Genomic DNA, 11,671 nt, shown 5'->3' on the forward strand with positions numbered 1-11,671 from the left:
TTATCTCTCTCCTGTTCAATTCAAAGCTTCCCATTCGGCTAAATAATTTCTGTACTATTTGGGGTTGACAATACACACCGAAATAAACATAGTTGTCAAGCTCCTCCCAACGGGATTTATTATCATACCAATATACGAACTCATACTCCGCATTGAAAATGTCCTCAAGCAGATCCTTTGTATCGCTTTTGAACTTCCAATACTTGATGTCACCGTTGTCGGCGGCATCAAAGTCATAATAGTATGCACAAAGGAATGACCACAGCTTATAGCAGTCGAAATCATATACAGGATCCCAATCATAGACAGGGGACTTGCCCCAATACCAGTTATCGGGATCATCTTTCAAGTCTTTTTTCTTTGCACCGAAATCCACAAGACCTTTTTTCCAGTCAGAAGTATCGCTGACTTTAAGTATTTTCTGATTGAGGTTATAAACAAGCTCCGTGTAATATTTTTCAGCTTCGGAAAGGTCATAGTCCTGTGCCGCATAAGTGCCGAGGGTAAATCCACCGCCTGAAACTATGGAGCTGAAAATCATGATGATAAAAGCAAACACAAGAAAGATAATAAGTATCGGAACAGCTATTGCTGCAAAGAACTTTTTGACTTCCTTTTCATAGACATTTTTCACGAATTTGAAAGCCGACTTGAATCTCTCAGCCACCGTTTTTTTCGTTTTCTTATTTTGGGGTTTACGCTTCTTTCTCTGCTTGTATTTATCGTGCTTTTCATTCAGCTTGTTTTCCTGCCGATTGAGTTTTTTATTTGATTTTGACTTTTCATCGGACAGGCGATCACGCTTTTTTTCTTCTCGCTGTAACCGCTGAGGCTTGCTTACCTTATCTTTGATAGGTTCCGCTATTCTGCGTTTTGCCGAGTCTATCGCATGAAGTACGTCATTGTCCTGATCTTCATTGACAGCTTTCTGCCACGCAGAAGCCCTCATTCGCTTTACCGAATATGAAACTGGCTTTAATGCAAGCAAGCCTGGGTGAGAGTTTCTGCTGATCTTTTCCTGATTATGCAATTCCTTAACACGGAATTGCTGTTCTGTTTTCAGCTGTTTACGCTCAAATTTCAGCTCACGCTTTGTCTGCTTATATGCCTGCGATCGACGCTTGTTCAACGCCTTACGGAACTTATTGCCCTTGTCTTTTACAATTCGGGCTTTATATTCCGCCTTGGCTTTCTTCAAATCGGCTTTTGTCGCAGCCATTTTCGGCTTCTGCGTTTTCGCCTTATAGAGCTTGTTATCAGCTTTCTTTAGCTGCAACTTCGCCTTTTCGAGCTTGTACTGTTTCTTTGTTTTCAGGTGATCATGCGTACCCTTGACAGCATCGACCGCCGTGCGACCCATGAGAAACACACCACGGTGATAATCGTCCACCGCTTCACGGGTGTATTTCTGCTTGAGCTTGTTGCGGACTTCACGCTGGGCAATATCGGCGGTTTTGATACCGCCAGTTTCCGCTGCGAAAGCTGTATCGACCGCCGTCTGAGCTACATCATGAACTGCAAAATTCACAGCACGGGTATTTACCTTAAATAGCTTTCCTTTGAATGTCTTAGGCTGCCATGATTGGATCATCCGTGTAACTGACGGTTTATCGCCCTGAATGCGGTATTTCGCATTTGCAAACTTATGGACGATACCCCGACCGCCGTGATGCGTTTTCTCACCACGGACAATATATGCACGGGTATGAAAGCGGCCTCTGCTGTTAGCTTCACGGCGGAAATCTATCTGAATCTGCTTCGACCGTCTGCTGACTCTGTCGAAACGTGCCTGTGCTCTGCGGAGGTTATTCTCTTTTCTATGTAAGCTCATAGCTCCACCCTTTCCCTAAAATTTACCCTTGACATTTTAGCTAAAATAGGGTATACTAATATTAGCGAAAATGTTTGGAGGTGTTATTATGATCACTGCAACCGCTACCGATATTCAGAATAACTTTGGCCATTATCTGCAAGCTGTTCAGCAGGGTGACGAGATCATCATTCTCAAGAACGGAAAAGAAGTTGCAAGACTTGTTTCCCACGAATCAAGCGTTTCCTTCCTGACTGATTCACTTACTGGCGTTCTTAAAAATGATTATGATGATAAAGCAGTTCGTGCAGAAAGGATAGAAGCACATGAAAATTTTGGTTGATACCAATGTCATTCTTGATGTGCTTTGCAACCGTCCTGAGTTTGTCGAAGCCTCATCAAAAGTTTGGAAGTATTGTGAAGTAGATCAAATCGAGGGCTACATTTCCGCATTGTCTGTTTCGAACATTGTGTATATTCTCCGCAAGGAGCTTACTCCACAGAAAACAGAACAGTTCATTCAGCAGATCACGATGATATTTAAAGTTGTTGACCTCAAATCAACCGATCTAAAAGCCGCCGCTGAGATGTTTTCTTCTGATTATGAAGATGCCTTACAGATGTGTCAGGCAAGTAGGATCAAAGCGGATTATATCGTCACAAGAAACATTCGTGATTTTAAGGACAGCAAAGTGCCTGCTTTGAAGCCCTCAGAATTGCTTGAGAGAATTTGAACCTGAAAGCTATTGTCGGCAGCTTTTATTATTCTCCGGTTGGTTTCGTGGTCATGAGTTTATACATTTCCGTATCTGTCGGGAAACGATCGGTAAACGGCAGAAGCACTTTATCATAACGGATAAGCCCCTCACCTGGACCGCTGTTTGTTACAAACTTCATCTGCTCCTTTGAAATATGGAGTTTTTCAGCGAGAATGTCCCTGTCTCCGGCTGCCTGATTCAGCATATAGACAAAATCCGAGTTGTCAAAGATGTTTTCGACCTCCTGAGAAGAAAGCAAGTCCTTGACATTTTGCGTGATGCCTGTCGGTACGCCGCCCCATTTACGGAAACGCTTCCAGATCTCAGCGGAATATTTCGCTGTCTGTTCCTCTTTCAGAAGGAGATGGAACTCGTCAATGTAGTAGCGAGTGATCTTCTTTTTCTCACGGTTTGCGGAAACTCTGTTCCACACGGTATCCTGTACGATCAGCATACCGACTTTTTTGAGCTGATTGCCAAGTTCCTTAATATCAAAGCAGATGATACGATTACTCATATCAATGTTGGTGCGGTGATTAAAGAGGTTCTGGCTGCCGTTTACGAACATTTCAAGAGAATTTGCTACACGAAGAGCGACTTCGCCTTCCTTATTAAGCTCCTGCTGCAAATCGGAGAGAAGCGGCATCTTTTCCGGTGTCGGCTCATTCTCAATAAAATGCTTGTAGATGCTCTGAACACATTTGTCGATAACAGACCTCTCCTCAGCAGAAAGACCGTAGCGGCCTCCGACAACGATCTCGCAAAGCGAGATCAGGAAGTCGGACTTATTTGCGATCACTTCCATAGGATTGCTGAAAAGGAAATCATCAATAGTGATGTCCATAGGATTAAGGTGTTGTTCGCTGTTTGAAGCAATACGAACAAGCTGTCCGTGCAGAGCTGAAACAAGCGGATAATACTCGCCTTCGGGATCGCAGATGATGATGTCATCGACTGTTGTCAGAAAGCAGTCGAGTATTTCACGCTTAACACTGAAACTCTTGCCTGCACCCGGCGTACCGAGGATAAGTCCATTCGGATTTTTGAGCCTTGACCTGTTGGCACGGATCATATTTCCTGACAGCGTATTGATGCCGTAATAAGTAGCCTGTCCGTCCTGAAACAGCTCCTTCGTGGTAAACGGCACGAAGATAGCGATACCGCTTGTGTGCATCTCACGGCGAACGGGAATTTTGTTATAGCATAGCGGAAGTGTAGAAACGAGTGTCTGTTCCTGTCGATAATCATATGGAAACATCGTGCAGTTATTCTTCTGGCAAACACGCTTTAGCATCTCAGAAAGAAGTTTCAGTTCTTTTTTGCTTTTTGCATAAGCTCTCAATGAAATACTGATATGAAAAAGACGCTCATTCTTGCTGTTGAGGTCAGCGAGGAGCTTTTCAATGTCTTCGATATACATCTTGATCGCAGGCGGAAGAATGTCGGGATCATAGCCGGACTGCGAAGCCTTTTTCTGTTCGTCGATCTTCATCTGCTCCACATTGGTGAGCTTCTTTTTAACGAATTTCAGGGCAGCTATCTGATCCAGCGGATCAACATGGATATTCACGCAGAAAAGGTTCTGCATTTCAAGAAAGTCCTTTAATATTTCGTCTGACAATTCTCCTGCAAGGATATTCATGCCCCATACAGCACCGTAAGCATTACCGATCTCAAAGTCAGCCTTATTGAATTTCAGCGAGGACGGACTGATAGAATCCTTTGTGTCCATTCCTGCATGAAGCATACTGTCCCAATCAAAGATGAATGGAGAATTTCTGTAAGGGTTCAAGGCATAGTAGAGAGCTTCAAGACGTTGTCTGCCGTCAAGAAGTTTCGCCTCCACGCCAAAAGCCTTAAAGCCCTTGATCACGTCATTTTTGATCGACAAGAGTTTTGCCCTTGCTGCCTTGTATGATGTGGATTCGATACCAAACGTCAGGAACTTTCTTGCCGACTGACCGTTAGAGCCTTTCATCAGCTTATCGGTAAGCATTTCGCTGTACTCCTTGCGGATTGCATTGAAATCATCTTTCTGTTCAGGTATCTGCACCGTTTTTAAGAGCTTTTCCTTTGATCTGTTTTGATTTTCAAAGGTAAGCTGGAATTTGATCGTATTGTCAAAGAGATTGATAACATCACAATACTTTGAGAAGATATTATTCTGTTCCTCAAACTCCGAAATAGAGTAATTGGCATCATAAAACTGTACCGTCATAGAGAAGAAGTTCTCCGATACCTGGCAAATACCGTCCTTATACATACACATATAGGGAATGGTGTTCTGCACCGTAGTCTTACCGCCATTAGCACTCTTGATTTCCGTCATTCGTGCGGAAAGTATTTTTTTGTCCTCTTTTGTAAGCTGAGAGGCAGGCTTGCCCATGACAACCTTAGACTTGCTGCGGTTATCACTTTTATTGGCATTTCTCTTTCTAAAGCCCATTGGTAACCTCCGTTTATATTCAAAAGCGTAGACACCGAAAGTTTACTGTATAGTCAGCCGTATCAGCCTTTTCTTTCGGCATCTCTCAGCTTTTTCTTGATCCTTGTGTATTCGATATGCCTTTCAAAGCACTCAAATATGTTTGTTGTGCGGTAATACCGCTTTCGAGGTCTTGTAAAGTATTCACGCATATATTTTGCCTGTTTCTCCAAGAAAACGCCATTTTTCTTATAAAGTCCGCAGAGTATCGCAGGAGCAGCGACTGCACCCATAGCGAAGATCGCCCCGGACATTCCGATAGCTGTTTTCGTCAGAAAGAAAACAGGTGCTCCGAGAACAAGACCGATACCAAAGCATATTACCTGTCTTTTGGTAAATCCCATAATAAACTTCTCTTTGATGTCGTTCAGGTCTTTCGGGATTTGTACATAATGTGCCATAGGGCCTCCAATCTTGTTCAAGGTCAATGTGCGTTAAACATACTTTTGCTGATCGCTCCTGTACGCAGAATGGTAAAGATAAGTGCCGCCGTGTATCCCATAAGCATTGCCATTTGCATTATCACACCGTCCGAACTTGAATTGAGCGACGTGATCATATTGCTGAAAAGCGTTTTGAAGATACCGAGTGCGACTACGATAAAGAACCCCTGGAAAGAAAGAGCCAAAAGCTGTTTTACCCAGTTTTTACCGATACTTGCCCATTCTCCGCTGTCCATCATTGTTGCCATAGGAATAGGTGCAATGCTGAGATACATAAACACCTCGATGATACGACTTGCAAGAGTAATTACGATCGCAACAATAAGTATCATCACTCCCAGATGAACAATAAGTGATATGAACCACACCGTCATCAGTTCTCCCAAGCCTAAGCTATTGAGAGCAGATTTCTTTAACGCAAGACTATTAGATAGATAATCACCGCTGCCGAACAGCGTGGCAAGTCCGTTGGAGCATACATTTGTGCCAAACGAAAATAGTGCGGAAGCGATGTAATATGTGTTGGCTACAAGTATTACACCGCATAAGGCTTTGATGATCCATTTGATAAAGATCGAATCGTCAAAGTCTTTGAAATTATTTCCCCGAATGACCATTTGACAAAGCTCATTCAAGAGGATGACTGTCAGAATGAAACCTCCAATAGGGACTACAACATTGTTACAGAGTGTTTCGATAGTTGCCCAAATTCCGTAGCCTGTCGGTGCACTTCCGGCAGTACCCGTAAACTGAGCAGGGTGCTTTGTCAGAAAGTTTGATACAAGGTTTCCCTTTGCACCCGAACCTGTTGTCTGAGCAAATGTATCAGTCAGAAGTTCGGAAATTCCGTCAAACTGAGATTTTATGCCGTCCTTGAATAAGTCACAGCACCAATCCTCCAAAGCATCGATCGCATCGCTGATCACTCCCATTTATTCATCACCCCTCTCCGAGGAATTCATCAATGGTCTGTCATATTTCACAAGCTGACGTAATTCCAGCTTTGTGGGAAGAAGGTTTCTGCAAAAATACGCAGAGCCGAAATGATTTCCCTTTGTTGTAAAGAGCATATTCTGCCGTGTATGATAATCGACCCGACTATCAAAGCAGAGCATCTGAATCTCATTATTGAATATCATGTACCGTGCCTTACCCTGAATACTGTTCACGGGCAAGAGAAGAGCAAAAGGCTTCTGAAAAGTAAAAGCTCGTTTCAGGACTTCATCTTTCTTAGAAAATGGAGGATTGCTTACGAGAATATCCCATTTGTCAGGCTCAAAGTGAAAATAATCCTTGCCATCTTTCAAGCTGCTTCGTTCCACATCAAACCCCTGTTCCGTAAGATACTGATAAAACGCACTCCATTCTTCATCGAACGGACACCATATTTTCTTGTCTTTCGGCAAAAATTCCATTAACGGCTCTACCGCATAGAATGGAGTGTACACTTCATCTCCTGCACTTGTTTTATTGGCAGTTAAATATCCGATATTTATTGCCATTTATGTTTTCACTCCCTCGTCTTTCATATCTGAGAGTGCAGATCACTTACCCAAAACCCATTATTGCAACGCAAAACCCACCGCTATGTAGCTAATCTGCTTATATTAGGTCACAACGTCACTTAAATCGCACCCGTCATCATTGTTTCAAGAACAGGAACGAGGACGATTGCAAGGAGTATCAGACCAAGGCCTGACATGAGCTGCTTCATGCCCTGGGATTTAGGACAGTAGCGGTAAAGAAGTTTTCAAGAAAACATTGTAAGACAGGTACAGCAAGCTAAATAATTACCAAAAGGGTGCTTACAATGATTGATATAATTTACAACCTCCGTGTGGGTGATATTCACTCCGCCGAGTTCTCTGACGAGTTCAACAAGTTCTGTATTCCCTTTGAGGATTCTCTGGGATAGGAGCAGATTGATGTATTCCACAAAATCCTCGACTGCGTGAGCGATACATCTGCCGCTGAAATGAGGGCTGCTTACAAGGTCGGCTTCAAGGACAGCGTGGCTTTGATGAGAGAGGTTCAGGAGTAATCACATATACCTACTATGGAAATTGTCTTATCCCTGTGATACGGGGATAAGACTTTTTCATTTCAATAGGCTTCTACAAATAATTTGTAGAGTACAATTATAAACTTTCTGTGAACACTATTGACTATTATCATTTTTAAGAATATAATATACATTGAGAAAGGTGGTCATGCAATGAAACTATCCGATGTTATTACAAACCCCATAAGGATGAAAATCATGCAGTTTCTCCAGATCAAGAGCGAAGCAACGACCAAGCAGATATGCGAGGAATTGCACGATGTTCCACAGCCTACGCTTTATCGTCATATCAATTATCTTCTGAAAGAAGAAGTTTTGATCGTCAAGGAAGAACGAAAGGTGCGGGGAAGCTTGGAAAGGCTTTTAGCACTTAACGAAGCTAAATTTACTGAAAATATAGATATAGCTGACAGTGCCTATCAGTTTCTCATGGCACTGTATGGCAGTTTCCAAAGATACAGCGATAAAGAAAATGCAGATCCGTTTGCTGATATGTTGTCCTTGCGTACCTATATGCTTACTCTGACCGATGAAAGCTATGAAAATCTCTTTAAGGAGATAAGAGAAATAATAGGTAAATATTCAGAGCCGGAGGAAGGCGGAAAAAGCAGGAGCTTTTCGGTCATCTCAGCACCCGTTGCAAAGGAGGAAAAGAAATGACAAAATTCAGAAAGGCGTTATTATTCACATTATGCCTGATACCGTTTGCAGCTGTCGGCGGTTGGTTCACGGCTCAAATGTCCATAGCAAGTGTAGACGAAGAAGCGCTTGCAAATGCAATACAGCAGGTAGGAAGCAAGGAAATGGTCATGCTCTTAACGACGCTACAGACGGTTATTTATGCCGTTATTTGTGGCTTTTTAGGATATATTGTTGCAGATAAAATCGGTCTTATCCGACCCTTTCAGCTTGCCAAAAAGGATACGCTTATCACACTGCTTGCAGGAGCGATATGCGGAATTATCGTGAGTGCCGATGCCTTTACCTTTGCAAATTGGATACCCGAGCTGGCAGACAGCTATGAGAACTCTAAGAGCTTTGATACTCCCACATGGATCGCATCTATCCTGTATGGCGGTGTCATTGAGGAAGTTATGATGCGACTGTTCTTTATGAGCCTGATCGCATTAATTGGTTGGAAGCTGTTTTGTAAAAAAGAGGATGCTGTTCCTGAAAAGATACTTGTTGTCTCGAATATCACCGCTGCTGCATTGTTTGCTGCAGCACACCTCCCCTCAACAGCGCAAATCATAGGGCACCTAACTCCTATGCTCATTTTCAGAAGTTTTCTGATGAATGGTGCATTTGGTATCTTATTCGGCAGATTCTACCGAAAATACGGCATACAGTATGCGATGCTTGTACATATGCTGGCGCATATCGTCAGCAGAACGATTTGGCTTATCATTCTATGAGGTGAACCTATGGATATCAAAGAAAAGAATATCACGATACAGGGCGAATATCCTATCGGTACAACGATCACTTATGATGACGAGAAGAAAAAATCTCCTGCTGTTGTCATCATCATGGGAACAGGAAAGCTTGACCGTGACGGAAATGGTTTCGGATTCCATTCCGATATATACAAAAGTCTGGCTCAGGCATTTGCGGAATGTGGCTATATATCCGCCCGTTATGACAAGCGCGGAACACACGCTTCAGGTGGTAGTTTCAACAGTGCAGGACTTGAAGATGGCTGGGAAATATTTTTCAATACAATTAAGGATTGTGGATATGATGTTGTGAGGGCATTTGGAGTTTTTAAGGCACATTCAGCACTCTGCGATTTGGGCCCAGTTGGTATTGTAATTGAAATTGCTCTTATAGGCACTTCTCTAATTGTTGGAGACGCTTGCAGTGTCAGGGTAACTAATTCTATCAATGTGGGAATTACACAAGACATAGATCAAGCTATCTCCAGAAAATTTATGGATGGACACCGAGGATATAATTCTGATGGTGAAATGATTGTTGCACTAACAGTTGAAGAGGAGAAAGATTTCACTAATCTTTTCATTTTTAATACTTTTGCTAAATGTTATGCTGAAAGAGAATATCTTAGATATTTAAATCAGGATAGATGGCTCATTTATAAGACAAGTTCAAGCAAATCCGAAGCTACTCGTAATATTACTGAATTGAATGACATAATCTGCAAATATTGTAACTGTGAGATACCAATTGACAAGCAGATTAGTGTTTCCTAATAGGAGTAAACGTATGCAGAAACAGGTAATAATTGATGCTTTCTTATTGCTCCTGTTTGTTATATGTTGTGTTAAAAATGCAGTAAATTTGAATATTGCATTACATTTCTATCATGACATCAAAGATAAAGCATATACACATTGTTATGCAGTAATTACCATGGCATATGGTATATCAAATCGCAATTATGATAGCAGAAAATACGCAAAAGCAAAATATAACATTGATGGAAAAGATATAACTGGAAAAATGGTTTGTTCATATGATTCCAGGGTAGAAAAAGGTGATAAAGTTTATATTATTGTTCCCCAAAACAACTTGAATATATTTGCTTTTTCAGAGAAACAAGTAAAAAATGCAGTCATGACTTATAGTGTTCTCACCTCATTTTTTGCTCTTTGCTTCATTACTATAGCTATTGCATGTGCTTATCTATATATGAAATAGTCATATAACCATAGCCTACTGGTGCACCCGTTTTCCGTTCCGCATAAGTCATAATCAGAATTGTGGAGCATACCACAACAGGCACAAACCCTATTGAAACTGAATAACCACAAGCTCTCGGAAACGCTCTGTAAGCGTTTCTGAGGGCTTTTTCTTTTCAGCGGTTAGTTTTCCGCTCCGCAATGGTGGACGTCTCTGAGGGATATTTCCGTTCGCCAGACGGTCAAGCTGAGGTCTGCTCGGTGATGCCGTGAGTGATTTCATACTCACGCACACGACGGTAAAAGGTATTTGCCGACATACCCATTCTCCGCATAAAGTCCCTGCCAGTGATATTCTTCGACTTCCATTCCCCATAAAGCTGACCGAACCTTGTCCAGTCGGTGGGGATAGGCTTCCGCCCCGTATACTTGCCCTGTGCCTTAGCAATCTCGATGCCCTCACGCTGACGCTGTTTGAGTTGCTCTCTTTCAAGCTGAGAGAGTGCTGCAAATACGGTCAACATGAATTTGCCCGCAGGCGTGTCGGTGTCGATTTTCTCCTTGTGGCTGATGAGGGTAACACCCTTTTCGGTGAGAGTGTCAATGATGTTCAGCAAGTCCTTCGTGGAGCGTCCTAAACGGCTGATACTCTCGATGTAAAGCGTATCGCCCTCACGCACATAGTCAAGCATAGCCCTGAGCTGTGGGCGGTCTTTATTCGCTCCCGAAATCTTCTCGGAGAAGATGCGGTCAACCTGATAGTCGCACATGATCTCCTGTTGTCTTGCTGTCTCCTGATGTTCGGTGGAAACTCTGATGTATCCGATTTTGCTCATAGTTGTTGTTTCCTTTCTGTTGTATTGAGTTATGGTTGACTTTTTTGCGATGATGGTGTATAATTATCGTATAAAACCAACTTGTCCTTATCATAAATATCCCTCTTGAGGTGATTGACAATGGAACTGTCACAAATAATCCAAACGATTATTGTTGTATTCTTATTCGGTGTCATTTTACTCTACTTTGTCCTGTTATGTATTTATAAGAAAAAAGCGAATATTACGATAGTAAAGAAAAGAGTAAATACACACAAAGGTATGGACTCTACTTTTTCAAAAGTACTATACTCAAATCACTACACAGTTGATTGCTATGTTAATAAATCAAGCAGATTGAAGACTCTTACTTGTGAAATGGATATGTATAATCGTTTCAAGGAAGGTGAAAAGTATTACGTTCTGCTTGGGATTAACTCAATAATAAAAATCTTCCATAAAGTTTAGCTTTTACCTAAGTATTACATATTGGCAAGGAGAAACTCTCTCCCTGCCGTATTTTTATTCAAGTGCATTTTTATTTCTGCGTTTTGCCTGTGTCCTCTGACGGCTTTTATCCCTCTCACGCTTCATCTGCTGTTCGTTGATGTACTGGCGCACCTGACGGGTGTATTTCTTCGCCGTTTCACGCTTAGTGA

The 11,671-nt window shown here is 42.1% G+C and carries 12 protein-coding genes and 2 pseudogenes; 7 read left to right on the forward strand and 7 right to left on the reverse strand.

The window, feature by feature from the left end; genetic code table 11:
• Positions 1 to 1,831, reverse strand: a 1,831-nt coding sequence (locus Q0E19_RS11185; protein ID WP_294409620.1) for a hypothetical protein, incomplete at its 3' end; no start/stop codon positions are given.
• Between the two features lie 88 nt (positions 1,832 to 1,919).
• Here Q0E19_RS11185 and Q0E19_RS11190 point away from each other — a divergent pair.
• Complete coding sequence (locus tag Q0E19_RS11190) at positions 1,920 to 2,153, forward strand: type II toxin-antitoxin system prevent-host-death family antitoxin (RefSeq protein ID WP_015558940.1); 234 nt, start codon at positions 1,920 to 1,922, stop codon at positions 2,151 to 2,153.
• Positions 2,137 to 2,544 carry a PIN domain-containing protein gene (locus Q0E19_RS11195; protein WP_177444268.1) on the forward strand — a complete coding sequence of 136 codons (408 nt, stop codon included), beginning with the start codon at positions 2,137 to 2,139 and terminating at the stop codon, positions 2,542 to 2,544. The genes Q0E19_RS11190 and Q0E19_RS11195 overlap by 17 nt, the downstream gene beginning before the upstream one ends.
• 28 nt (positions 2,545 to 2,572) lie before the next feature.
• Here Q0E19_RS11195 and Q0E19_RS11200 read toward each other — a convergent pair whose 3' ends face one another.
• From Q0E19_RS11200 to Q0E19_RS11220, 5 genes and pseudogenes are all read right to left on the reverse strand, one after another.
• Positions 2,573 to 5,014 carry a VirB4-like conjugal transfer ATPase, CD1110 family gene (locus Q0E19_RS11200; RefSeq protein ID WP_294409622.1) on the reverse strand — a complete coding sequence of 814 codons (2,442 nt, stop codon included), beginning with the start codon at positions 5,012 to 5,014 and terminating at the stop codon, positions 2,573 to 2,575.
• 62 nt (positions 5,015 to 5,076) lie between these two features.
• Positions 5,077 to 5,454: a PrgI family protein gene (locus tag Q0E19_RS11205; protein ID WP_046436716.1), complete on the reverse strand. Its 378-nt coding sequence runs from the start codon at positions 5,452 to 5,454 to the stop codon at positions 5,077 to 5,079.
• 23 nt (positions 5,455 to 5,477) lie between these two features.
• A complete protein-coding gene (locus tag Q0E19_RS11210; protein WP_015558936.1) occupies positions 5,478 to 6,428 on the reverse strand; it encodes a VirB6/TrbL-like conjugal transfer protein, CD1112 family in 951 nt (316 codons plus the stop codon).
• A complete protein-coding gene (locus tag Q0E19_RS11215; RefSeq protein WP_177444270.1) occupies positions 6,429 to 6,998 on the reverse strand; it encodes a tRNA (adenine-N(6)-)-methyltransferase in 570 nt (189 codons plus the stop codon). It lies immediately after the preceding gene.
• 122 nt (positions 6,999 to 7,120) lie between these two features.
• Positions 7,121 to 7,213: pseudogene (locus tag Q0E19_RS11220) on the reverse strand (hypothetical protein); the annotation flags it as partial.
• Positions 7,214 to 7,306: 93 nt separating this feature from the next.
• On the opposite strand from Q0E19_RS11220, the pseudogene Q0E19_RS11225 reads away from it, so the two are divergent.
• The 5 genes and pseudogenes from Q0E19_RS11225 to Q0E19_RS11245 all read left to right on the forward strand — a co-directional run bounded on the left by Q0E19_RS11225 (position 7,307) and on the right by Q0E19_RS11245 (position 10,216).
• Positions 7,307 to 7,537: pseudogene (locus Q0E19_RS11225) on the forward strand (hypothetical protein).
• A gap of 174 nt (positions 7,538 to 7,711) precedes the next feature.
• Positions 7,712 to 8,218, forward strand: a complete 507-nt coding sequence (locus Q0E19_RS11230; protein WP_117928415.1) for a helix-turn-helix domain-containing protein — start codon at positions 7,712 to 7,714, stop codon at positions 8,216 to 8,218.
• Positions 8,215 to 8,973, forward strand: coding sequence for a CPBP family glutamic-type intramembrane protease (locus Q0E19_RS11235; protein WP_288970220.1), 759 nt, complete (start codon positions 8,215 to 8,217; stop codon positions 8,971 to 8,973). Before Q0E19_RS11230 ends, Q0E19_RS11235 begins: the two co-directional genes overlap by 4 nt.
• 9 nt (positions 8,974 to 8,982) lie before the next feature.
• Positions 8,983 to 9,768 carry a hypothetical protein gene (locus Q0E19_RS11240; RefSeq protein ID WP_294409623.1) on the forward strand — a complete coding sequence of 262 codons (786 nt, stop codon included), beginning with the start codon at positions 8,983 to 8,985 and terminating at the stop codon, positions 9,766 to 9,768.
• A gap of 13 nt (positions 9,769 to 9,781) precedes the next feature.
• On the forward strand, positions 9,782 to 10,216 hold the full coding sequence (locus Q0E19_RS11245; RefSeq protein ID WP_294409624.1) for a hypothetical protein: 435 nt from the start codon (positions 9,782 to 9,784) through the stop codon (positions 10,214 to 10,216).
• 223 nt (positions 10,217 to 10,439) lie between these two features.
• Here Q0E19_RS11245 and Q0E19_RS11250 read toward each other — a convergent pair whose 3' ends face one another.
• Positions 10,440 to 11,033 carry a recombinase family protein gene (locus tag Q0E19_RS11250; RefSeq protein ID WP_294409625.1) on the reverse strand — a complete coding sequence of 198 codons (594 nt, stop codon included), beginning with the start codon at positions 11,031 to 11,033 and terminating at the stop codon, positions 10,440 to 10,442.
• Positions 11,034 to 11,671 lie beyond the last annotated feature (638 nt).

The organism is uncultured Ruminococcus sp. (assembly GCF_934476685.1).
GTDB lineage: Bacteria > Bacillota > Clostridia > Oscillospirales > Ruminococcaceae > Hominimerdicola.

Coding starts and splice junctions, on each gene's coding strand:
- Q0E19_RS11205 (WP_046436716.1), bottom strand. CDS start 5,454: ATGGCACATTATGTACAAATCCCGAAAGACCTGAACGACATCAAAGAG.
- Q0E19_RS11250 (WP_294409625.1), bottom strand. CDS start 11,033: ATGAGCAAAATCGGATACATCAGAGTTTCCACCGAACATCAGGAGACA.
- Q0E19_RS11215 (WP_177444270.1), bottom strand. CDS start 6,998: ATGGCAATAAATATCGGATATTTAACTGCCAATAAAACAAGTGCAGGA.
- Q0E19_RS11210 (WP_015558936.1), bottom strand. CDS start 6,428: ATGGGAGTGATCAGCGATGCGATCGATGCTTTGGAGGATTGGTGCTGT.
- Q0E19_RS11190 (WP_015558940.1), top strand. CDS start 1,920: ATGATCACTGCAACCGCTACCGATATTCAGAATAACTTTGGCCATTAT.
- Q0E19_RS11200 (WP_294409622.1), bottom strand. CDS start 5,014: ATGGGCTTTAGAAAGAGAAATGCCAATAAAAGTGATAACCGCAGCAAG.
- Q0E19_RS11245 (WP_294409624.1), top strand. CDS start 9,782: ATGCAGAAACAGGTAATAATTGATGCTTTCTTATTGCTCCTGTTTGTT.
- Q0E19_RS11230 (WP_117928415.1), top strand. CDS start 7,712: ATGAAACTATCCGATGTTATTACAAACCCCATAAGGATGAAAATCATG.
- Q0E19_RS11240 (WP_294409623.1), top strand. CDS start 8,983: ATGGATATCAAAGAAAAGAATATCACGATACAGGGCGAATATCCTATC.
- Q0E19_RS11195 (WP_177444268.1), top strand. CDS start 2,137: ATGAAAATTTTGGTTGATACCAATGTCATTCTTGATGTGCTTTGCAAC.
- Q0E19_RS11235 (WP_288970220.1), top strand. CDS start 8,215: ATGACAAAATTCAGAAAGGCGTTATTATTCACATTATGCCTGATACCG.